This window comes from Streptomyces sp. NBC_01788 (assembly GCF_035917575.1).
GTDB lineage: Bacteria > Actinomycetota > Actinomycetes > Streptomycetales > Streptomycetaceae > Streptomyces.
In genome coordinates, this window is sequence record NZ_CP109090.1 from 4,694,197 (window position 1) to 4,714,452 (window position 20,256).

24 protein-coding genes are annotated in these 20,256 nt (G+C 71.7%); 17 read left to right on the forward strand and 7 right to left on the reverse strand.

Annotated elements, in window-relative coordinates:
* Positions 1-12 precede the first annotated feature (12 nt).
* Positions 13-894, reverse strand: a complete 882-nt coding sequence (locus OIE49_RS21400; RefSeq protein WP_326803677.1) for a hypothetical protein — start codon at positions 892-894, stop codon at positions 13-15.
* 392 nt (positions 895-1,286) lie between these two features.
* Between OIE49_RS21400 and rplM the strand changes: the two genes are divergently transcribed.
* The 3 genes from rplM (at position 1,287) to glmM (ending at position 3,848) form a co-directional block, all read left to right on the forward strand.
* Complete coding sequence (rplM, locus tag OIE49_RS21405) at positions 1,287-1,730, forward strand: 50S ribosomal protein L13 (RefSeq protein ID WP_100569761.1); 444 nt, start codon at positions 1,287-1,289, stop codon at positions 1,728-1,730.
* A 42-nt stretch (positions 1,731-1,772) separates the two neighbouring features.
* On the forward strand, positions 1,773-2,285 hold the full coding sequence (gene rpsI / locus OIE49_RS21410) for a 30S ribosomal protein S9 (RefSeq protein WP_010036632.1): 513 nt from the start codon (positions 1,773-1,775) through the stop codon (positions 2,283-2,285).
* Positions 2,286-2,489: 204 nt separating this feature from the next.
* On the forward strand, positions 2,490-3,848 hold the full coding sequence (glmM, locus tag OIE49_RS21415) for a phosphoglucosamine mutase (protein WP_326803678.1): 1,359 nt from the start codon (positions 2,490-2,492) through the stop codon (positions 3,846-3,848).
* A gap of 6 nt (positions 3,849-3,854) precedes the next feature.
* Here glmM and OIE49_RS21420 read toward each other — a convergent pair whose 3' ends face one another.
* Positions 3,855-4,808: a DUF389 domain-containing protein gene (locus tag OIE49_RS21420; RefSeq protein WP_326803679.1), complete on the reverse strand. Its 954-nt coding sequence runs from the start codon at positions 4,806-4,808 to the stop codon at positions 3,855-3,857.
* A 16-nt stretch (positions 4,809-4,824) separates the two neighbouring features.
* Positions 4,825-5,793, reverse strand: coding sequence for a type I pantothenate kinase (gene coaA, locus OIE49_RS21425; protein WP_199836679.1), 969 nt, complete (start codon positions 5,791-5,793; stop codon positions 4,825-4,827).
* Positions 5,794-6,007: 214 nt separating this feature from the next.
* Here coaA and OIE49_RS21430 point away from each other — a divergent pair, with 214 nt between their 5' ends.
* Both OIE49_RS21430 and glmS read left to right on the forward strand, forming a co-directional pair.
* Positions 6,008-6,793 (forward strand): hypothetical protein, encoded by a 786-nt coding sequence (locus tag OIE49_RS21430; protein ID WP_326803680.1) that lies wholly within the window; start codon positions 6,008-6,010, stop codon positions 6,791-6,793.
* A 100-nt stretch (positions 6,794-6,893) separates the two neighbouring features.
* On the forward strand, positions 6,894-8,741 hold the full coding sequence (glmS, locus tag OIE49_RS21435) for a glutamine--fructose-6-phosphate transaminase (isomerizing) (protein ID WP_326803681.1): 1,848 nt from the start codon (positions 6,894-6,896) through the stop codon (positions 8,739-8,741).
* Here the strand turns inward: glmS and OIE49_RS21440 are convergent.
* The 3 genes from OIE49_RS21440 to OIE49_RS21450 are packed head-to-tail and all read right to left on the reverse strand — an operon-like array spanning position 8,702 to position 9,989.
* Positions 8,702-8,917 carry a DUF397 domain-containing protein gene (locus OIE49_RS21440; RefSeq protein ID WP_326803682.1) on the reverse strand — a complete coding sequence of 72 codons (216 nt, stop codon included), beginning with the start codon at positions 8,915-8,917 and terminating at the stop codon, positions 8,702-8,704. The two genes, glmS and OIE49_RS21440, sit on opposite strands and share 40 nt — an antisense overlap.
* An 11-nt stretch (positions 8,918-8,928) precedes the next feature.
* Positions 8,929-9,129, reverse strand: a complete 201-nt coding sequence (locus OIE49_RS21445) for a DUF397 domain-containing protein (protein ID WP_326803683.1) — start codon at positions 9,127-9,129, stop codon at positions 8,929-8,931.
* Positions 9,130-9,137: 8 nt separating this feature from the next.
* Positions 9,138-9,989, reverse strand: coding sequence for a helix-turn-helix domain-containing protein (locus tag OIE49_RS21450; RefSeq protein WP_326803684.1), 852 nt, complete (start codon positions 9,987-9,989; stop codon positions 9,138-9,140).
* Positions 9,990-10,151: 162 nt separating this feature from the next.
* Here OIE49_RS21450 and OIE49_RS21455 point away from each other — a divergent pair, with 162 nt between their 5' ends.
* From OIE49_RS21455 to OIE49_RS21490, 8 genes are all read left to right on the forward strand, one after another.
* Positions 10,152-10,565, forward strand: coding sequence for an ATP-binding protein (locus OIE49_RS21455; RefSeq protein WP_326803685.1), 414 nt, complete (start codon positions 10,152-10,154; stop codon positions 10,563-10,565).
* A 15-nt stretch (positions 10,566-10,580) separates the two neighbouring features.
* Positions 10,581-11,363 carry a hypothetical protein gene (locus OIE49_RS21460; RefSeq protein ID WP_326803686.1) on the forward strand — a complete coding sequence of 261 codons (783 nt, stop codon included), beginning with the start codon at positions 10,581-10,583 and terminating at the stop codon, positions 11,361-11,363.
* 112 nt (positions 11,364-11,475) lie between these two features.
* Positions 11,476-11,847 carry a holo-ACP synthase gene (locus OIE49_RS21465; RefSeq protein ID WP_100569774.1) on the forward strand — a complete coding sequence of 124 codons (372 nt, stop codon included), beginning with the start codon at positions 11,476-11,478 and terminating at the stop codon, positions 11,845-11,847.
* 71 nt (positions 11,848-11,918) lie between these two features.
* Complete coding sequence (locus OIE49_RS21470) at positions 11,919-13,355, forward strand: NAD(P)H-hydrate dehydratase (RefSeq protein WP_326803687.1); 1,437 nt, start codon at positions 11,919-11,921, stop codon at positions 13,353-13,355.
* Between the two features lie 90 nt (positions 13,356-13,445).
* Positions 13,446-14,654: an alanine racemase gene (gene alr, locus OIE49_RS21475; protein WP_326803688.1), complete on the forward strand. Its 1,209-nt coding sequence runs from the start codon at positions 13,446-13,448 to the stop codon at positions 14,652-14,654.
* A gap of 95 nt (positions 14,655-14,749) precedes the next feature.
* On the forward strand, positions 14,750-16,003 hold the full coding sequence (locus tag OIE49_RS21480) for an alpha/beta fold hydrolase (protein ID WP_326803689.1): 1,254 nt from the start codon (positions 14,750-14,752) through the stop codon (positions 16,001-16,003).
* Positions 15,972-16,490, forward strand: a complete 519-nt coding sequence (gene tsaE / locus OIE49_RS21485; protein ID WP_326803690.1) for a tRNA (adenosine(37)-N6)-threonylcarbamoyltransferase complex ATPase subunit type 1 TsaE — start codon at positions 15,972-15,974, stop codon at positions 16,488-16,490. Before OIE49_RS21480 ends, tsaE begins: the two co-directional genes overlap by 32 nt.
* A gap of 130 nt (positions 16,491-16,620) precedes the next feature.
* Positions 16,621-16,809 (forward strand): hypothetical protein, encoded by a 189-nt coding sequence (locus OIE49_RS21490; protein ID WP_326803691.1) that lies wholly within the window; start codon positions 16,621-16,623, stop codon positions 16,807-16,809.
* Positions 16,810-16,921: 112 nt separating this feature from the next.
* Here the strand turns inward: OIE49_RS21490 and OIE49_RS21495 are convergent, their stop codons facing one another.
* Entirely contained in the window at positions 16,922-17,497 is a 576-nt protein-coding gene (locus OIE49_RS21495; protein ID WP_326803692.1) for a hypothetical protein, read from the reverse strand.
* A 94-nt stretch (positions 17,498-17,591) separates the two neighbouring features.
* Between OIE49_RS21495 and tsaB the strand changes: the two genes are divergently transcribed.
* The 4 genes from tsaB to OIE49_RS21515 are packed head-to-tail and all read left to right on the forward strand — an operon-like array spanning position 17,592 to position 20,134.
* Complete coding sequence (gene tsaB / locus OIE49_RS21500) at positions 17,592-18,245, forward strand: tRNA (adenosine(37)-N6)-threonylcarbamoyltransferase complex dimerization subunit type 1 TsaB (RefSeq protein ID WP_326803693.1); 654 nt, start codon at positions 17,592-17,594, stop codon at positions 18,243-18,245.
* Positions 18,242-18,772, forward strand: a complete 531-nt coding sequence (gene rimI / locus OIE49_RS21505) for a ribosomal protein S18-alanine N-acetyltransferase (protein WP_326803694.1) — start codon at positions 18,242-18,244, stop codon at positions 18,770-18,772. Before tsaB ends, rimI begins: the two co-directional genes overlap by 4 nt.
* Positions 18,765-19,871, forward strand: coding sequence for a tRNA (adenosine(37)-N6)-threonylcarbamoyltransferase complex transferase subunit TsaD (tsaD, locus tag OIE49_RS21510; RefSeq protein ID WP_326803695.1), 1,107 nt, complete (start codon positions 18,765-18,767; stop codon positions 19,869-19,871). The genes rimI and tsaD overlap by 8 nt, the downstream gene beginning before the upstream one ends.
* Positions 19,868-20,134 (forward strand): hypothetical protein, encoded by a 267-nt coding sequence (locus OIE49_RS21515; RefSeq protein WP_326803696.1) that lies wholly within the window; start codon positions 19,868-19,870, stop codon positions 20,132-20,134. Before tsaD ends, OIE49_RS21515 begins: the two co-directional genes overlap by 4 nt.
* The last annotated feature ends 122 nt before the right edge of the window (positions 20,135-20,256 follow it).

Below are 20,256 nucleotides of genomic sequence, written 5' to 3' on the forward strand. Positions count from 1 at the left end.
GGCGGCCGGCTGTTACTGGCCGGCCGCCGCCGACGCCTGGGTCTCGCCGCGCCGGCGGATCTGCTGGAAGGAGAACTCGGCGAGGTCGTCGCCGGCCTTGAAGGCCGCGGTGTCCTTGTTCGTCACGCTCGTGCCGTTGGCGAAGCCGGTGAGGGTGAAGTAGGCGTAGCGGCCGTAGGAGTTGGTCGTGGAGCGGCAGACGGCCCCGTTGCAGAAGGCCTTGACGCCGCCGCCGGACAGCGGCTTGATGATGCTCTTGTTGTCCGTCGCGCCCTTTGCCTTGAGCGCCTGCGCCTCGGTGTCGAAGACGGCGATGCCGACCGTCAGCGCGACGCCGCCCTGGGTGTAGGTCACCCGCAGCAGGCGGGTGCAGTCGTTGTCCGTGAGGGCCTTGGCGAGCGTGCCCTGGGCGACCGCGGCGCAGTTCTTGCTGTCGTCCGTGGGGCCCTTCTTGTACACGGTCTCGCCCATGGTCAGCTGGGCGCCCGGGAAGAGGGTGTCCACGCTGAGCGGGGCCGTGTCCTTCTTCGCGCTGGATATGAAGTCCTTCGGATCCAGCGGAGGCGGGGCGGTGGTCGGGGCGAAGGACGGCGCCGTGGCGGAGTCGCTCGGCAGGGCGGCGGAGCCGGGCAGCTGTGTGGCCGGCCCGCCCGACGCGTTGTTGTCGCCGTTCGCCGACACCACGGTCATGGCGACGGCAGCGCCGATCCCGACGGTGGCCAGCACACCACCGCCGATGAACAGCAGCCGGCGCCGTCTGCTCCGTGCCTCCGAGGCGTCGGCGAGCGCGGCCCAGTCAGGGTTCTGACCGCTGCCCGCGCTGTTCGGCGACTGCTCAGAATTCGGTTTCCAGGGATCCCACTGGGACTGCGAGCCCCCCTGCCCATAACTCATGGGGCGCATCTTAGACGGGGTCCGAGGGCCCTCCGCGCCGCCCGCGGCCGCCCACCTGGGGCCTTAGGTGCACGCCGGTACAAAGCGGCGCGCCGACAGCCGATACCCGTCGTGGAGCGGCCGGGATCGCGGGTCCGGATCGGGGGGGTGGGAACCGCCGGGACCCGCGGTCGTACACCCGTTTTGACCCGGCCAGGCCGCCACGGGTATCCTGCATCTTCGTTGTGTATTGGCTTGCTCATTCTCACGGGACGGGCCCTTACACCGGTCCACCGGGCCGATGACCAGCGACCAGCACGCGGTTTGCGTCACCGCTGTGCGGTCAGGGCTGTCGTGATCGTCTTTGGTGACCTTGTCAGGACCACTCACTGAAGAAGCGAAGGCTACGAACCGTGCGTACGTACAGCCCCAAGCCCGGCGACATCACGCGCCAGTGGCACGTCATTGACGCCCAGGACGTCGTCCTGGGCCGCCTGGCGTCCACTGCCGCCACCCTTCTGCGGGGCAAGCACAAGCCGATCTACGCGCCGCACGTCGACGCTGGTGACTTCGTCATCATCATCAACGCGGACAAGGTGCACCTCTCCGGCAACAAGCGGACCCAGAAGATGGCGTACCGCCACTCCGGCTACCCGGGTGGTCTGCGCTCCGTCCGTTACGACGAGCTGCTGGACAAGAACCCCGAGAAGGCCATCGAGAAGGCCGTCAAGGGCATGCTCCCCAAGAACTCCCTGGGCCGTCAGATGCTCTCGAAGCTGAAGGTCTACAAGGGTGACCAGCACCCGCACAGCGCCCAGCAGCCGGTGCCGTTCGAGATCACCCAGGTCGCGCAGTAAGTCCGGCCACCCCCTAAGACCGAAGAGAATCTGAGGAGAATCGTGGCCGAGACCACTGCCGAGCAGCCGCTCGAAGAGCTTGACATCGACAGCTACACCACCGAGTCCGAGGTCCCCGTCGAGGGCGAGTACACCTCGGAGTCGATGGCGTCCCGTTTCGGTGAGCCCCAGCCGGCCGCCGGCCTGGGCCGTCGCAAGAACGCCATTGCCCGCGTCCGGATCGTCCCGGGCACCGGCAAGTGGAAGATCAACGGTCGCACCCTCGAGGACTACTTCCCGAACAAGGTGCACCAGCAGGAAGTCAACGAGCCCTTCAAGGTGCTCGAGCTCGAGGGCCGTTACGACGTCATCGCCCGCATCGCCGGTGGCGGCGTCTCCGGTCAGGCCGGTGCCCTCCGCCTCGGTGTCGCCCGTGCCCTGAACGAGGCCGACGTCGACAACAACCGCGGCGCGCTGAAGAAGGCGGGCTTCCTGCGTCGTGACGACCGTGCGGTCGAGCGCAAGAAGGCCGGTCTGAAGAAGGCCCGCAAGGCCCCGCAGTACAGCAAGCGCTAATCTCGACGGCGCCCCTGCACGTACTCCGAACGCCCCGGCGGCACGCCTATGTGCCTCCGGGGCGTTCGTTTATCGCAAAGCTTGGGCGTATAACGGCACAAGGTGCTCAACGGCTGGTGTGATCGGATGCCCGGAGCGTCGAATGCCATGGACCGGCCCACGGACCGGCCCTCTTCTCGAACTGACGCTTCCTCAGGAGGACAAGTGGGACGACTCTTCGGCACGGACGGCGTCCGTGGTGTCGCCAACGCGGACCTGACCGCCGAGCTCGCGCTCGGCCTCTCGGTCGCCGCGGCGCACGTACTGGCCGAGGCGGGAACCTTCGAGGACCACCGACCGACGGCGGTGGTCGGGCGGGATCCGCGCGCGTCCGGGGAGTTCCTGGAGGCGGCCGTGGTCGCGGGCCTGGCGAGCGCGGGCGTGGACGTCCTGCGGGTCGGCGTGCTGCCGACACCGGCGGTGGCGTACCTGACCGGGGAGCTCGGCGCCGACCTCGGCGTGATGCTGTCGGCCAGCCACAACGCCATGCCGGACAACGGCGTCAAGTTCTTCGCCCGGGGCGGTCACAAGCTCGCCGACGAGCTGGAGGACCGGATCGAGTCCGTCTACGAGGAGCACCGCACCGGCGCGCCCTGGAACCGCCCGACGGGCGCCGGCGTGGGCCGGGTCCGCGAGTACGACGAGGGCTTCGACCGGTACGTCGCCCACCTCGTCGGCGCCCTGCCGAACCGGCTGGACGGTCTGAAGATCGTGCTCGACGAGGCGCACGGCGCCGCGGCCGGCGTCTCCCCGGAGGCCTTCCGGCGCGCCGGGGCCGAGGTCGTCACCATCGGCGCCGACCCGGACGGCCTGAACATCAACGACGGCTGCGGCTCGACCCACCTCGGCCCGCTCAAGGCCGCCGTCACCGAGCACGGCGCCGACCTCGGCATCGCGCACGACGGCGACGCCGACCGCTGCCTGGCCGTGGACCACACCGGCGAGGAGGTCGACGGCGACCAGATCCTGGCCGTGCTCACGCTGGCGATGCGGGAGCGTTCCGCACTGCCCTCCGACACCGTCGTCGCGACCGTGATGTCGAACCTGGGCTTCAAGCTCGCCATGGAGCGCGAGGGCATCCAGCTCGTGCAGACCGCCGTCGGCGACCGCTACGTCCTGGAGGAGATGAAGGACAAGGGCTACGCCCTCGGCGGCGAGCAGTCCGGCCACGTCATCATCCTGGACCACGCCACCACCGGCGACGGCACGCTCACCGGCCTGATGCTGGCCGCCCGGATCGCCGGGGCCGGCCGTACGCTGCGGGACCTGGCCTCCGTGATGGAGCGCCTGCCGCAGGTCCTCGTCAACGTGCCCGACGTGGACAAGACCCGGGTGAAGACCTCCGCCGACCTCGCCGCCGCGGTCGCCGAGGCGGAGCGGGAGCTGGGCGAGACGGGCCGCGTGCTGCTGCGCCCGTCGGGCACCGAGCCGCTGGTCCGCGTGATGGTCGAGGCCGCGGACATCGAGCAGGCCCGCTCGGTGGCGGGCCGTCTGGCCGATTCGGTGAAGTCGGCGCTCGGCTGACCGGTCCTACGGCAGACCCTGGCCGGCCTTGGACGTGCGCTCGCGCTGCCTCGCCCAGAACCACTTCTGGGCGAGCAGGGTGAGCGTGCCCGCCAGGACGATGCCGAGCATGTTCAGCAGAAGCTGGACCGTCGAGCCCGCGGTCTGGGCGGTGTCTCCGTAGGCGAGCGCGACGGCCGCGTTCGCGGCGGCCGGGACGGTGGTCACGGAGATGGCCACACCGATCAGGGCACCGGACTTGGCGGACGTCAACGAGAGCGTGCCGGCGGCTCCGGCGAGGACCGCCACGACGAAGGAGAACGCGTCGGGGGCGTAGACGAAGGCGGTGTTGGGCCGGGCGCCCTCCAGCTTCGCCTTGCTGAACAGTCCGACGGCGTCCATGAACAACGCGAAGCCCGCGGTGACCGCCATCGCCAGCGCGAAGCCGGCCAGCAGGGCGATCAGCGAGCGCAGGGCCAGCCGCGGTGCCCGCTGCACCAGGGCCGTGCCGATGCCCGCCAGCGGCCCGAACTCCGGTCCCACGGCCATCGCGCCGACGATCAGGACGGCGTTGTCGAGCACCACACCACAGGCGGCGATCATGGTGGCCAGCGTGATGAACGCGAGGTAGGTGACCGACAGCGTCGACTCCTCGTGCGTGGCCTCCGCCAGCTCCTGCCACAGCACCGCGTCCGCGCCCTCGCCCGGTGCCGCCTTCTCCGCCCGCTCGGCCCGGGCGGAGAGCGTCAGGTCGGGGGTCTCGACGGAGACGGAGCCGCTCCGTTCGATGCCCAGCTCCCGCAGTCCGTCGAGGAGTTCGTCGGCGGCCTCGCGCGCGACATCGCACAGGACCACGTCACCGGCCGGGTCGCGGGCGGCGGAGGGCAGTACGACCAGGTGCGCGGTGCCGACCGTCGTCTCGATCAGACGCAGCACGGCGTCGGTCTGTCCGGGCGGTGTGATCAGGCGCAGATGCAGCATGGCGGCAGCGTAGACGTCACAGTTTGCGCAGGCTCAGCCGCTGCACCTTGTGGTCGGGGCCCTTGCGCAGCACGAGCGTGGCACGGCCCCGGGTGGGCGCGATGTTCTCCACCAGGTTCGGCTTGTTGATGGTCCGCCACATCCTGCGGGCGTAGTCGAGGGCCTCCGACTCGGACACCTGGGTGTACTTGCGGAAGTACGAGGACGGGTCCTGGAAGGCCGTCGTGCGCAGCTTGCCGAACCGGTCCAGGTACCAGCGCTCGATGTCCTCGGTGCGCGCGTCGACGTACACGCTGAAGTCGAAGTAGTCGGCGAGTCCGACCCTGGTGCGGCCGTCCGTGCCGGGCAGGGCGGGCTGGAGGACGTTCAGGCCCTCGACGATGAGGATGTCGGGGCGCCGCACGGTCAGCTTCTCGCCGGGGACGATGTCGTAGATGAGGTGGGAGTAGACGGGCGCGGTCACCTCGTCCTTGCCGGCCTTGATGTCGGCGACGAACCGGGTCAGGGCCCGCCGGTCGTACGACTCCGGGAAGCCCTTGCGCGACATCAGCCCCCGCGCCTCCAACTCCCGTGTGGGCAGCAGGAACCCGTCGGTGGTGACCAGCTCGACCCGCGGATGCTCGGGCCAGCGGGACAGCAGTGCCTGGAGCAGCCGGGCGACGGTCGACTTGCCCACGGCGACCGAGCCGGCCACCCCGATCACGAAGGGCGTGCCGGACTGGGAACCCTGCTCGCCGAGGAACGTGTTCAGCGCGCCGCGCAGCCCGTCCGTCGCGCCGACGTAGAGGTTGAGCAGCCGGGACAGCGGCAGGTAGATGTCCCGCACTTCGTCGAGGTCGATCACGTCGCCGAGACCGCGCAGTCGCTCGACCTCCGCGGCGGAGAGCGGCAACGGCGTCTTGTCACGCAACGCGCTCCATTCGGCGCGGGTGAGGTCGACGTAGGGAGTCGCCTCCGGCCGGGACCGGTGGGCGCTCCGGGGCATCGAGGAGACCGGAGAGATCACATTCCATTGTTAACGGAGTTTGAACAGCGCGCAGGGTGGGCTGTGTCACGTCCGCGGGGAGTGGAGATCACGTCGCCGTCACGTTCGGGTACCGGGCCGCTTATTCAAGATCATCTCCAGGGCTGCGGCACATAGAGTGCGGTGACTGGCCGGGGAGACCGTCCGCCGGTCCGAAGAGAAAGAGTGACCTTCCGTGAGTTCCCTCGTGGTCCGCCGTACCGCGCTCGCCGCGTCCACCGCCGCTCTGGTCCTGCTCGCCACCGCCTGCGGCGGTTCCTCCGACAGCAAGGACGCGAAGGCCGACGACGGCAAGACCGCGCAGGCCGACAAGACCGCCTCCGCCGCACCGGCCAAGGCGCTCGGCGCCGCCGAGCTGGAGAAGGCCGCGCTGACCCAGGCGGACGTCAAGAGCGGCAAGGTCACCAAGCTGCCGGCGAAGGACGACATCGCCCAGGACAAGGTGAAGACCGGCGACGCCGCCTGCACGCCGCTGGCGCTCGTCCAGTCGGGCAGCTGGGTGGGCACGCCCGCCGCCACCGTGAAGCGGTCGTGGCTGGCCGACGGGAAGAAGCCCGCGGCGGGCGCCGACCCCCAGGTCGCCCTGCTGGCCGGACTCGACCGCGAGAAGGCCGTCGTGACCCTCGCCTCCTACGACGACGGCGGCGCCGAGCAGGCGCTGAAGGACCTTCGGACGGCCGCCGACAAGTGCGCCGGCGGCTACACCTACATCGCGGACGGCACCAAGACCGGGATCGCCAAGGTGGCCGTGACCCAGGCACCCGAGGGCGCCGACGAGGCGTTCGCGGTGACGCAGACCATGAACGCCGACGGCGTCAAGGCTCCGGTGAAGGCCGTCGTCGTCCGCAAGGGCGCCACCGTGGTCTACCTCCCCGCCATCAACCTCGCGGCGGCCGTCTCGGGCAAGGACTTCGACTTCCCCACGGCGCTCGTCGACGCGCAGCTCGCCAAGCTGAAGTGATCCGGAGTCCCACCGGGGCCCTTCCTGCCCCGGTGGGAATTTCCGATTTCGGGCACGAAGTCCCCACTTCCGGCGGGCGCGGGCCCGTAGGCTGCCGCCCATGTGCGGAATCGTGGGATACGTGGGGTCGCAGTCGGCACTCGAAGTCGTGATGGCCGGTCTGAAGCGGCTGGAGTACCGGGGTTACGACTCGGCCGGTGTCGCCGTGCTCGCGGACGGCGGGCTGGCGGCGGCCAAGCGGGCCGGGAAGCTGGTCAACCTGGAGAAGGAACTCGCGGACCGGCCACTGCCGACCGGTTCCACGGGCATCGGGCACACCCGATGGGCCACCCACGGCGGGCCCACCGACGGCAACGCCCACCCGCACCTGGACAATTCGGGGCGGGTCGCCGTCGTCCACAACGGCATCATCGAGAACTTCGCCGCGCTGCGGGCCGAGTTGACCGAGCGCGGGCACGAGCTGTACTCCGAGACCGACACCGAGGTCGTGGCGCACCTGCTCGCCGAGGAGTTCTCGGTGAGCGCCGATCTGGCGGAGGCCATGCGGCTGGTGTGCCGCCGCCTCGAGGGCGCGTTCACGCTGGTCGCCGTGCACGCCGACGAGCCGGACGTGGTCGTGGGCGCCCGCCGCAACTCCCCGCTGGTCGTGGGCGTCGGGGAGGGCGAGGCCTTCCTCGCCTCCGACGTCGCCGCGTTCATCGCCCACACCCGCTCCGCGATCGAGCTGGGCCAGGACCAGGTGGTGGAGCTGCGCCGGGACGGGGTGACGGTCACCGGGTTCGACGGTCGGCCCGCCGACGTCCGCTCCTACGACGTCGACTGGGACGCGGCGGCCGCGGAGAAGGGCGGCTACGACTACTTCATGCTCAAGGAGATCGCCGAGCAGCCCAAGGCGGTCGCCGACACGCTGCTCGGCCGCATCGACGCGGGCGGCTCCCTGACGCTGGACGAGGTCCGCATCTCCGCCGCCGAGCTGCGCGAGATGGACAAGGTCGTCATCATCGCCTGCGGTACGGCCTTCCACGCGGGCATGATCGCCAAGTACGCCATCGAGCACTGGACGCGGATCCCCTGCGAGGTGGAACTCGCCAGCGAGTTCCGCTACCGGGACCCGATCCTGGACGCCCAGACCCTCGTCATCGCCATCTCCCAGTCCGGCGAGACCATGGACACGCTGATGGCCCTGCGCCACGCCCGGGAGCAGGGCGCCAAGGTACTGGCCATCTGCAACACCAACGGCTCCACCATCCCGCGCGAGTCGGACGCGGTCCTCTACACCCACGCGGGCCCGGAGGTCGCGGTCGCCTCGACGAAGGCGTTCCTGACCCAGCTCGTGGCCTGCTACCTGGTGGCGCTGTACCTGGGCCAGGTCCGCGGCACCAAGTGGGGCGACGAGATCCAGGTCGTGATCCGCGACCTGTCGCAGATCGGCGGCGCGGTCGAGCGGGTCCTGAAGACGATGGAGCCGGTACGGGCGCTGGCGCGCTCGCTGGCGGACAAGAACACGGTGCTGTTCCTCGGCCGGCACGTGGGCTATCCGGTCGCCCTCGAAGGCGCCCTGAAGCTCAAGGAATTGGCGTACATGCACGCCGAGGGCTTCGCGGCGGGCGAGCTGAAGCACGGGCCGATCGCGCTGATCGACGAGGACCTGCCGGTGGTCGTGGTGGTGCCGTCCCCGCGGGGCCGGTCCCTCCTCCACGACAAGATCGTCTCCAACATCCAGGAGATCCGGGCGAGGGGTGCCCGCACGATCGTGATCGCGGAGGAGGGGGACGAGGCGGTCGCGCCGTACGCCGACCACCTGATCCGCATCCCGGCCACCCCGACCCTGCTCCAGCCGTTGGTCGCCACGGTCCCGTTGCAGGTCTTCGCCTGCGAACTCGCCACCGCGCGGGGCAACGAGGTGGATCAGCCGCGGAACCTGGCGAAGTCCGTCACGGTGGAGTGACGCTTCAGTGCCTCCACGAAGCTGCTGAAGACCTCGGCCGGAAGCGTGACGATGCCTCCGGCCGGGGTCTTCGAGTCTCGGATGGCCATGTGGGTGGGGGAGTTGGCGATCTCGACGCAGTCGTTGCCGTCGCCAGGACCGGAGTAGGACGACTTCCGCCAGACAGGGGTGGGCATGGGCTGCCGCCTCAGCGTTCCGGGGTGCCGGTGGTCTTCAGGGCTTTGACGAAGGCGGTGAAGGCTCCGGCTGGGAAGGTGAGGACAGCCCTGGTGGGGACCTTGGAGTCTCGGATGGCCATGTGGGTGGGGGAGTTGGCGATCTCGACACAGTTGTTGCCATCGCCGCCGCCGGAGTAAGAGGACTTCCGCCAGTTGCCAAGGTTGGTCACGGTGCGCCTCACAGATCCTTTGCGAGTTGGTGGATGAATACACGTGAGCGTTCGGGCCCGAGCGACGCGTCGTCCAGTGTACGGAAGAGTGTGCGAAAAACGCCGAGTTGAGCCTCAGAGTCGATGAAAGCGGTGCCGTGCGGCGCGTCGCGTACGGCCGTGTCCAACCTGGGAACGGGGCCGCCCGCGAGCATCATGGCGCTCCAGGCCCCTCCGAAGCCGTCGAGGTCGAAGGGAATTACACGCACCGTGATGTGCTCCGACTCGGACAGCTCCAGGACGCGGTGGAGTTGAGCCTGTGAAACCGCGCGGTCACCTACCCTGATGCGCAGTGCCGCCTCATGGATGATCGCTTCATAAGGGGTGGGGCTCGACCCTTCGAGGATCACCTTGCGTTGCATCCGGTGATGGACGCGCGGTTCGAGTTCCTCGTCGGGTAGCTCGGGGATTCTGGACGAGAAGGCGGCACGGGCGTAGGCGTCCGTCTGAAGCAGGCCGGGAATGAACAAGAACTCGACGTCGCGTCGATATGTTGAGTGGTGTTCCAACTCGGCGATGTCCAGGAACGGCGTCGGCAGAAGGCCTCTGAACTCCTCCCACCAGCCGCGCGTGCGGTCTGTCGCCATCGCGGTCAGCGCCGCGATCAAATCCGCGTCCGTGCAGGCGTAATGAGAGGCCAAGCGCCTAACGCGTTGCTCGCTCACCCCCGCGATTCCGGACTCGATCTGGCTCATCTGGACGGAGTTCACCCCCAGCAGGCTCGCTGCCTCGGTGGCCTTGAGGCCTGCGGCCTCACGTAGCTTCCGCAGCTCGGCGCCCAGGCGTGCCTGGCGTGTAGTGGGATGCCGTCTGGGCGGCATGACTTCCTCCCTGGCCTTCGACGTCCCGTTGCATGTGCCTCGTTCGGGGTCAGGTTACGGGATCCGCTTGCAGCGGAATAAATCTATGACCTACCGTCTGTCACGCGACGCACACGCTGCGGAGCGATTCCTGACCCCTTGCCGTCCGAACGGAGTTGAGCCATGCCCGAAGACGTGTCGGAACCCTGGGAATACTGCCTCTACATCCCCAACGACCTCCGCGCCGTCACCGTCAGTCGGTGCACGCTCCGGCTGATTCTCACCATGCACGGGCTGATTCGGCTCGTCGACGTGGCCGAGTTGCTCGCGACCGAGCTGGTGTCCAATGCCGTACGGCACACCAAGGGGCCCGCCGCGCTGCGGCTGCGGTGGGCAGCGGGTGTACTGCGGATCGGGGCGTGGGGCGCCGACCCCGCGCCCCCCGAGCCGCCCGTCCCCCTGGAACGCGTGGGCGACGGAGAAGAGGGGCGCGGGCTGGCGCTCGTGCGGGCCTGTTCCGACCTGTGGGGCTGGCAGCCCCTGGCCAGGGAGGGCAACCGCGGCAAAATCGTCTGGTGCGAACTGGCCGCCGCGTAGTGGAGGCTCAGGAGCTTGCACTCAGGTGTCGCCACGATCGAGAAGTCGCCCGCCCCGAGGATCCGCGAGGGTCTGAGTCGACGCTGCGCCGCATATGTCTGGTTCCGTCTCCCTATCCTCGACAGCGTCTCTTCTGAGCTCAGGCTGGGCAGCGTGACCTGTGTCCTTGAGCCGCTACGCATCGCCGAACACTCCGACTACCAGGTCGTGGAACGGGTGCTGCGGACCGCCGTGGCCGGGCTGGGTGAAGCCGAGACCGCAGAACGCATCCCGACCGGTTGGACCGCCCGTGCGGCATCGCTGGGACAGCAGGTCGCCCGTTCCCTCGGAGCATCGCCCGATGTCGGCATGTTCGTCGCGGTACGTGCGGACGGCGTCGAAGTCCGGACGGCCGAGGTCACACAGAGGACCGCGTTCAATCTGCAGGCCGCCACGCGTGCGCGCCTGCGCACGTTCGGCTCGCGGCGGGGACGTCTCAGCGGCCTGGTGGAGGGAAAGCATCGCTGTCCCCGGGCGGTGCTGCGCACCGAGGTCGGCGGGGAAGTGATTCCTGTCTATTTTGGTGATGATCTGGACACCGAGCTGCGGCGGGCCTGGCGACGTGACCGGGTGGAGGTCACCGGCGAGATCACCGAGAACGCACAGGGCCAAGTGGTCCAGGTGCGCGCGACGGAGATCGAGCTCCTTCCGACAGAGCCGCAGCTCTCGGACGACGAACTGCGGGCGGGGTTCTGGCCGGACATGACCGGCGGCCAGGACGCGGTGGACTATGTGGAGGCTCTGCGTGGGGGAAACTGACCGCCCCGAGTCGGTCTGCTTCGAGTTCGGCGGCGCAGGGCTGTTCCCGGCCTCCGAGGTCGACTGACAGCGGTAGCGCGGCAGGTGAAGTGCGGCCCGTAGGGTGCTCCGCATGAGCATCATCGGGGTCGGTATCGACGTGGCCGAGATCGACCGGTTCGCGGCGTCGCTGGAGCGGACGCCCGGACTGGCGACGCGGCTGTTCGTGGAGAGCGAGTTGCTGCTGCCCGGCGGCGGACGCCGGGGCATGGCGTCGCTGGCCGCCCGGTTCGCTGCCAAGGAGGCGCTCGCCAAGGCGCTCGGCGCGCCGGCCGGACTGCTGTGGACCGACGCGGAGGTGTACGTCGAGGACTCCGGCCGGCCGCGGCTGCGGGTGAGCGGCACGGTCGCCGCCAAGGCCGCGGAACTGGGCGTCCGCTCCTGGCACCTGTCCCTGAGCCACGACGCGGGCGTGGCGTCCGCCGTGGTGATCGCGGAGGGCTGACGCCCCCGCGTCACCGCTCCCGTCACCGGTCCGCGTGCGGGATCGGACGCATCCGGGGCAGACTCGACCGCATGCGTACCGCGTACAGCGTTGAGACGGTCAGGACAGCCGAGCGCGCGCTCATGGCGAGGCTCCCCGACGGCGCCCTCATGCAGCGGGCCGCTGCCGGACTCGCCGCCGCGAGCGCGGACTTGCTCGGGCGGGTGTACGGACGCCGGGTGGTGCTGCTGGTCGGCAGCGGCGACAACGGCGGCGACGCGCTGTACGCCGGAGCCCGACTGGCCCGGCGCGGCGCCGGGGTGACCGCCGTGCTGCTCGCGCCCGGCCGCACCCACCCCGGCGGCCTCGCCGCGCTGCGCCGGGCGGGCGGGAGCGTGGCCCCGGACGGCGCCGCCGGGGAGGCGATCGACCGGGCCGACCTCGTCGTCGACGGCATCGTCGGCATCGGCGGCAAGGGCGGCCTGCGCGCCGACGCCGCGCCACTGGCCGAGCGCGCGGCACGCTCCGGGGTGGCCGTCGTCGCCGTGGACCTGCCGAGCGGGGTGGACGCGGACTCCGGGCAGGTGCTGGGCGACGCCGTGCGCGCCGACCTGACCGTCACCTTCGGCACGCACAAGCCGGGGCTGCTCGTCGACCCGGCCCGCGAGTACGCCGGCACGGTCCGCCTCATCGACATCGGCCTGGGCCCCGAGCTGCCCGCCGCACCCGAACTGGAGGCGCTCCAGCACGCCGACCTGGCCGCGCTGCTGCCGCAACCGGCCGCCGAGAGCGACAAGTACCGGCGCGGTGTCGTCGGCATCGCGGCGGGCTCGGCCCGCTATCCGGGCGCGGCCGTGCTCGCCGTGTCGGGCGCGCTGCGCGGCGGGGCGGGCGCGGTGCGGTACGTCGGCCCGGCCGGGCAGGCCGTCATCGCCCGCTTCCCGGAGACACTCGTGTCCGACCAGGGCCCGCACAGGGCCGGCCGCGTGCAGGCGTGGGTGGTGGGACCGGGCGCCGGGGACGACGCGGCCACCGTCGCCGAGGTGCTGGAGACCGACGTACCCGTATTGATCGACGCGGACGGGCTGCGCCTGGCCGACCGCGACGCCGTACGCGCCCGTACCGCCCCGACCCTGATGACCCCGCACGCCGGGGAGGCCGCGGCCCTGCTCGGGGTGGCCCGCGAGCAGGTCGAGGGCGCACGGCTGGCCTCCGTACGCGAACTCGCCGCCGCCTACCGGGCGACGGTCCTCCTCAAGGGCTCCACCACCCTCGTCGCCGACCCGGACGGCGGCCCCGTGCGGGTCAACCCGACCGGTACGTCCTGGCTCGCCACCGCCGGCAGCGGTGACGTGCTGTCAGGCCTGGCCGGCTCGTTGCTGGCCGCCGGTCTCCCCGCCCTGGACGCGGGCAGCGCGGCGGCCTATCTGCACGGACTGGCCGGCCGGATCGCCGCGCACGGCGCGCCGATCGGCGCCCACGACATCGCGGAGACCATCCCGAGGGCCTGGCGGGACGTACGGGACTGAGCCGCCAAGGGGGCGCGGCGGCGTGACCGGGGCCGCCACCGACCCGCTTCTCGAAGGGCCGTCCGGTGCCTCTGAGACACTGGGGGCGCGATGAACGACACAGCACACCCACAAACGGCGCCGCTGCGTGCCCGTGCCGAAATCGATCTGGCCGCCGTACGGGCCAACGTGCGGGCCCTGCGCGACCGCGTGTCCGGCGCCGCCGTCATGGCCGTGGTCAAGTCCGACGCCTACGGCCACGGCGCGGTCCCGTGCGCCCGCGCGGCCGTCGCGGCGGGGGCGACCTGGCTGGGCACCGCCACGCCCGAGGAGGCGTTCGCCCTGCGCGCGGCCGGTCTGCCGCCCGAGCGGGTGCGGATCATGTGCTGGCTGTGGACACCGGGCGGGCCCTGGCGGGAGGCGATCGAGGCCGACCTCGACATGTCCGTGAGCGACCTGTGGGCGCTGGCGGAGGTCCGCGAGGCCGCCCGGCAGGCCGGCCGTCCCGCACGCGTGCAGCTCAAGGCCGACACCGGACTCGGCCGCAACGGCTGCCAGCCCGCCGACTGGCCCGCGCTCGTCACCGAGGCCGTGCGCGCCGAGGCCGACGGTCTGATCCGGGTCACCGGGCTGTGGTCCCACTTCGCCTGCGCCGACGAGCCGGGCCACCCCTCCATCGCCGCGCAGCTCGCCCTCTTCCGCGAGATGACCGCCCACGCCGAACAGCGCGGTCTGCGCCCCGAGGTGCGGCACATCGCCAACTCGCCCGCCGCGCTCACCCTCCCCGAGAGCCACTTCGACCTCGTCCGCGCCGGAATCGCCGTCTACGGCGTCTCGCCCAGCGCCGAACTCGGCACCCCGGCCGACTTCGGGCTGCGCCCCGCCATGACCCTGTCCGCCTCGCTCGCCCTGGTGAAGCACGTGCCGGGCGGCCACGGCATCAGCTACGGGCACCACTACCTCACCCCCGGCGAGACCACCCTCGGCCTGGTGCCCGTCGGCTACGCGGACGGCATCCCACGGCACGCGTCCGGCACCGGGCCGGTCCTGGTCGGTGGCAAGTGGCGTACGGTCGCCGGACGGGTCGCCATGGACCAGTTCGTGGTCGACCTCGGCGGCGACGAGCCCGAGATCGGTTCCGAGGCCGTGCTCTTCGGCCCCGGCGACCGCGGCGAGCCGACCGCCGAGGACTGGGCGCAGGCCGCCGGCACCATCGCGTACGAGATCGTCACGCGCATCGGATCGCGCGTCCCGCGCGTCTATGTCAACGAGGAGCAGGGCGGGGCAGAGGACGGGGAGCGGACCGCGCAGGACGGGTGACCCGCGCGGACACCTGGGCGCGGCACGGCGGCACCCACCGGGGCCGGTGCCGGCCACTGAGGCGAACAGCAGTACGGCGAAAAGAGGAGCGGTACGTGAGCGAGAGCAGTGCGGGGGCCGTCGCGAAGGCCGCCACGGCGGCCGTCGCCTCTGCCGCGGAGGCGGCCGGCGGCTGGCGTCGGGCGACCGGCATCGCCGGCGCGGCGATAGGCGTGGTGGCGGCGGGCGCCGCCGCCGGGGTCGCCATCGAACGGATGACCGTCGGCCGCGGCATACGCCGCAAGGCCCGGCTCGCCCTGGACTCCGTGGGCCCCTACGGCGCCCTGCGCGGCACGCCGGGCAAGGCCCTGGCCGACGACGGCACCGAGCTCCACTACGAGGTCGACGACATCGACCCCGACGCCACCGCGAACCTCGGCCCGCGCCGCCGGCGGCTCTTCGGCCGCAAGGCCCCCGCCCCCGTCACCGTCGTCTTCAGCCACGGCTACTGCCTCAGCCAGGACTCGTGGCACTTCCAGCGCGCCGCCCTGCGCGGAGTCGTCCGCACCGTCCACTGGGACCAGCGCAGCCACGGCCGGTCCGCCCGGGGCCTCGCCCAGAGCCGTGACGGCGTGGAACTGACCATCGACCAGCTTGGCCGCGATCTGAAGGCCGTCATCGACGCCGCCGCTCCCGAGGGACCCCTCGTGCTCGTCGGGCACTCCATGGGCGGCATGACGATGATGGCGCTGGCCTCCCAGTACCCCGAGCTGATCCGCGAGCGGGTCGTCGCCACCGCCTTCGTCGGCACCTCCTCCGGACGGCTCGGCGAGGTCAACTTCGGACTGCCGGTGGCCGGCGTCAACGCGGTACGACGGGTGCTCCCCGGCGTGCTCAAGGCGCTCGGGCAGCGCGCCGAGCTGGTGGAGAAGGGACGGCGGGCCACCGCGGACCTGTTCGCCGGCGTCATCAAGCGGTACTCGTTCGCCGGCCGGGACGTCGACCCGGCGGTCGCCCGGTTCGCCGAGCGGATGATCGAGAGCACACCGATCGACGTGGTCGCCGAGTTCTACCCGGCCTTCACCGACCACGACAAGACCGAGGCGCTCGCCCTCTTCGCGGACATACCGGTGCTGGTCCTGGCCGGGGTGCAGGACCTGGTCACGCCCAGCGAGCACAGTGAGGCCATCGCCGGCCTGCTCCCCGAGGCGGAGCTGGTGCTGGTCCCGGACGCCGGTCACCTGGTGATCCTGGAGCACCCGGAGGTCGTCACGGACCGCCTCGCCGACCTGCTCGCCCGCGCGGGCGCGGTCCCGGCAGGCACTACCGTTGACGGTTATGGAAGCACCAGCAGCACGGCACATCCCTGACCCCGGGTCCGTCGAGATCACCGTCAACGCCCCCGAGCAGATGCGCGAGCTGGGCCGCCGGCTGGCCAAGCTGCTGCGCGCGGGCGACCTCGTGATGCTCAGCGGGGAGCTCGGCGCGGGCAAGACCACGCTGACCCGCGGCCTCGGCGAGGGGCTCGACGTGCGCGGCGCCGTCACCTCCCCGACCTTCGTGATCGCCCGGGTGCATCCCTCCCTGGGCGACGGCCCGCCGCTCGTGCACGCCGACGCCTACCGCCTGTCCGGCGGGCTCGACGAGATGGAGGACCTCGACCTCGACGTGTCGCTGCCGGAGTCGGTGGTCGTCGTGGAGTGGGGCGAGGGCAAGGTCGAGGAGCTGACCGACGACCGGCTCCAGGTCCTGATCCACCGGGCCGTCGGCGACACCACGGACGAGGTGCGGCACGTGACGGTGACGGGTATCGGGGACCGGTGGTCCGCCGTCGACCTGGGCGTTCTGACCGCCTGAGCGCCGCCCGGAGTTTCCGACAGGACGTCGGCAAATTCTTGCGCAGGGCGCTCCGGGCGTGGTCACATGGTGTTCAGCCCGTGGTTAGGCGCGCCTAACCACGTCCGCCCCCGGCCCCCAGGAGGCGTCCATGTCGGCCATGGAGAGCAACGAACACCAGCAGCGGCACCAGTCGAGGCCGCGGCCGTACGCGGTGGGCGGTGTGTCCATGCGTGACCTGCTGGCCTCCTGCGCCGCCGCCGACGCCGTCTCCCGGCCGCCACGCGCCCCGGAGCCCGCGGACCCCCGCACGGTGGGGGAGCCCCGCGAAGCGGCGTAACCCGATCGGCTGACTTGCGGACGACTGACTTCGGCGGCGGCGTGCCCGGCGGACGGCGGGCTCTCACGGAAGGTCGGTTCCGGTGGTCGGCCGTCCGGTGCTGCGACCGGCGCTAGCGGATGACGACCACCTTCTGGCCGATCGTCGCGAACATCCACATCGTCTCGCCGTCCGCGCGGGACTCGCGGATGCCGCCGGTTTTGATCGCCGGGTTGGGCGTGGGCCAGGAGCCGTCCACCGCCGCGCTGAAACCGATGACCGCCCCGTCCGTGCTGGTGAACCGCACCACGTGCTCGACGGGGACGCCGTCGGTCCCGGTGATCGCCTTCGAACGGGACGCGACCGCGTAGGTCCCCGGCGCCGGGTGGACGTTGCCGGGGCTGACCCTGAAGGTGTTCTGGACCGTCCCGTCCGCGCCGACCAGCCACACCCGGTCGTCGTCGAGCGAGTACACGACCCGCTCGCCCGTTCCGGAGCCGCGGGGCAGGGCGTCCGGGCGCCGGTTGTCGCGGGGCGCCTTGGATGCGCTCGCCGCGTGCGTCGCCTTCGGGCCGGGCCGGCCGGTCAGATTCCGCGGCACGGTCGCCTGCGCCTGGTAGGCGAGGAAGCCGACCGTGAGAACGGCCGCGGCGGTGAGCCCGGCCACGAACCCCGAACTGCTCCGTGCCACGGTCGTGCACCTCCGCATCGGTCGTACCAGCCGTCCCGCGGCGACCGTAGCAGCCGTGATCCGCCCGACCCGGGCGGCCGTGCCGGAGGCGCGGGAGCCGTAGGCTGTTTGCGTGCTCTTGCTTGCTCTGGATACCGCCACCCCCGCCGTCACCGTCGCTCTGCACGACGGTACGGCCGTCATCGCCTCCTCCAGCCAGGTGGACGCGCGCCGGCACGGAGAGCTCCTGCTGCCGGCCGTCGACCGGGTGCTCGCCGAGGCCGGGCTCAAGCTGGACGCCGTCACGGGCGTCGTCGCCGGCATCGGACCCGGCCCGTACACCGGCCTGCGCGTCGGCCTGATGACGGCCGACACCCTCGGACTCGCCCTCGGCGTGCCCGTGCACGGCCTGTGCACGCTCGACGGCCTCGCCTACGCGGCCGACGTCCCCGGCCCCTTCGTCGTGGCGACCGACGCCCGCCGCAAGGAGGTCTACTGGGCCCGCTACGCCGACTCGCGCACCCGGGTCACCGACCCGGCCGTGGACCGGCCCGCCGACATCACCGACCAGGTCAGGGGCCTGCCCGCGGTCGGCGCCGGCGCGCTGCTCTACCCCGAGACCTTCCCGCGGACGCACGAGCCCGAGCACGTGTCGGCCGCCGCTCTCGCCTCACTGGCCGCCGAGCGGCTGGCCGCCGGGGAGGAGCTGCCCGCGCCCCGGCCGTTGTACCTGCGCCGGCCGGACGCGCAGGTGCCCAAGAACTACAAGGTGGTCACCCCGAAGTGACGGGACAGACGACGACCGGGTCCGCCCGGTGCGTGCTGCGCGAGATGCGCTGGTGGGACATCGACCCGGTGCTGGAGCTGGAGAAGGACCTGTTCCCCGAGGACGCCTGGTCCCGGGGCATGTTCTGGTCCGAGCTGGCGCACTCCAGGGGCCCGGAGGCGACCCGGCGCTACCTGGTGGCCGAGGAGGACGGCCGGCTCGTGGGGTACGCCGGGCTGGTCGCCGCCGGCGGGCAGGGCGACGTGCAGACCATCGCCGTCGCCCGCGACCACTGGGGCACCGGACTCGGCTCCCGGCTGCTGACCGAGCTGCTCCGGGCCGCGTCCGCCTTCGACTGCACGGAGGTGATGCTCGAGTGCCGCGTGGACAACGTCCGCGCCCAGAAGCTCTACGAGCGCTTCGGCTTCGAGCCCATCGGCTTCCGGCGCGGCTACTACCAGCCGGGGAACGTGGACGCCGTGGTGATGCGCCTGTCCGACCCGGCAACCTCCGTCAACGGTGTACAAGGAACCGAGACCCATGACTGACTTGAGGGACGAGCCGCTCGTCCTCGGCATCGAGACCTCCTGCGACGAGACCGGCGTCGGCATCGTCCGCGGCACCACCCTGCTGGCCGACGCCGTCGCCTCCAGCGTCGACGAGCACGCCCGGTTCGGCGGGGTCGTCCCGGAGGTGGCCTCCCGGGCCCACCTGGAGGCGATGGTGCCGACCATCGAGCGCGCGCTGAAGGAGGCGGGGGTCAGCGCTCGGGACCTGGACGGCATCGCGGTCACCGCGGGGCCCGGTCTGGCCGGCGCCCTGCTCGTCGGCGTCTCGGCGGCCAAGGCGTACGCCTACGCCCTGGGCAAGCCGCTGTACGGCGTCAACCACCTCGCCTCGCACATCTGCGTGGACCAGCTGGAGCACGGCCCGCTGCCGGAGCCCACGATGGCGCTGCTGGTGTCCGGCGGGCACTCCTCGCTGCTGCTGTCCACGGACATCACCTCGGACGTACGGCCCATGGGCGCGACGATCGACGACGCGGCGGGCGAGGCCTTCGACAAGATCGCGCGCGTGCTGAACCTGGGCTTCCCCGGCGGGCCGGTCATCGACCGGTACGCCAGGGAGGGCGACCCGGCGGCGATCGCCTTCCCGCGCGGGCTGACGGGTCCGCGCGACCCCGCCTACGACTTCTCCTTCTCCGGTCTGAAGACGGCGGTGGCCCGCTGGATCGAGGCCAAGCGGGCGGCCGGGGAGGACGTGCCGGTGCGTGACGTGGCCGCGTCCTTCCAGGAAGCGGTGGTGGACGTGCTGACCCGTAAGGCCGTACGGGCCTGCAAGGACCAGGGCGTCGACCATCTGATGATCGGCGGCGGCGTGGCCGCGAACTCGCGGCTGCGGGCCCTGGCGCAGGAGCGGTGCGAGGCGGCCGGTATCCGGCTGCGCGTGCCCCGGCCCAAGCTGTGCACGGACAACGGCGCGATGGTCGCGGCGCTGGGCGCCGAGATGGTCTCCCGGGGCCGCGCGGCCTCCGGCTGGGACCTGTCGGCGGACTCGTCCCTGCCGGTGACGGATCCCCATGTGCCGGGCACCGGGCACACCCACGACCATGTCCACGAGGTCAGCAAGGAGAACCTGTACCCGTGACGGTGGCGCTGATGTGGGAGGCGCGGGCGGTCGCGGGCCGGGGGGAGGACCTGCTCGCCTGGGCGCGGCGGCAGGAACTCGGCCGGCGGCCCCTGCGGCGGGAGACCTTCCGGGCCCCGCAGGACCGGGTGCTCGTCATCACCTGGTGGGACGCGGAGTTCACCGCCGAGCTTCCGGAACTCCCCGAGCCTTCGGGGGACTTGGTCACGCGGGCCGTGCATCGGTGGCGGTTCGAGCCGGTGGGGGACGGCCAGGACGGCTGATTGGCCTCCGGCCCCTCCGGTGGTCTATGATCATCACACGCAAGCGGCCAACTGAGGTTCGCAAGCAGTGCGTTGGTGGTCCAAGGAAAGACGTCCCGCTTCCTGCGGGGAGATGCAGGTGC

Bases quoted from the DNA above. Each gene is read 5' to 3' on its own strand.
- OIE49_RS21440 (WP_326803682.1), bottom strand. From the start codon at position 8,917: ATGCCCACCCCTGTCTGGCGGAAGTCGTCCTACTCCGGTCCTGGCGAC.
- OIE49_RS21495 (WP_326803692.1), bottom strand. From the start codon at position 17,497: ATGCGGAGGTGCACGACCGTGGCACGGAGCAGTTCGGGGTTCGTGGCC.
- tsaD (WP_326803695.1), top strand. From the start codon at position 18,765: ATGACTGACTTGAGGGACGAGCCGCTCGTCCTCGGCATCGAGACCTCC.
- OIE49_RS21455 (WP_326803685.1), top strand. From the start codon at position 10,152: ATGCCCGAAGACGTGTCGGAACCCTGGGAATACTGCCTCTACATCCCC.
- OIE49_RS21490 (WP_326803691.1), top strand. From the start codon at position 16,621: ATGTCGGCCATGGAGAGCAACGAACACCAGCAGCGGCACCAGTCGAGG.
- OIE49_RS21450 (WP_326803684.1), bottom strand. From the start codon at position 9,989: ATGCCGCCCAGACGGCATCCCACTACACGCCAGGCACGCCTGGGCGCC.
- alr (WP_326803688.1), top strand. From the start codon at position 13,446: ATGAACGACACAGCACACCCACAAACGGCGCCGCTGCGTGCCCGTGCC.
- OIE49_RS21470 (WP_326803687.1), top strand. From the start codon at position 11,919: ATGCGTACCGCGTACAGCGTTGAGACGGTCAGGACAGCCGAGCGCGCG.
- glmS (WP_326803681.1), top strand. From the start codon at position 6,894: ATGTGCGGAATCGTGGGATACGTGGGGTCGCAGTCGGCACTCGAAGTC.
- OIE49_RS21420 (WP_326803679.1), bottom strand. From the start codon at position 4,808: ATGCTGCATCTGCGCCTGATCACACCGCCCGGACAGACCGACGCCGTG.
- OIE49_RS21465 (WP_100569774.1), top strand. From the start codon at position 11,476: ATGAGCATCATCGGGGTCGGTATCGACGTGGCCGAGATCGACCGGTTC.
- coaA (WP_199836679.1), bottom strand. From the start codon at position 5,793: ATGCCCCGGAGCGCCCACCGGTCCCGGCCGGAGGCGACTCCCTACGTC.
- tsaE (WP_326803690.1), top strand. From the start codon at position 15,972: ATGGAAGCACCAGCAGCACGGCACATCCCTGACCCCGGGTCCGTCGAG.
- OIE49_RS21400 (WP_326803677.1), bottom strand. From the start codon at position 894: ATGAGTTATGGGCAGGGGGGCTCGCAGTCCCAGTGGGATCCCTGGAAA.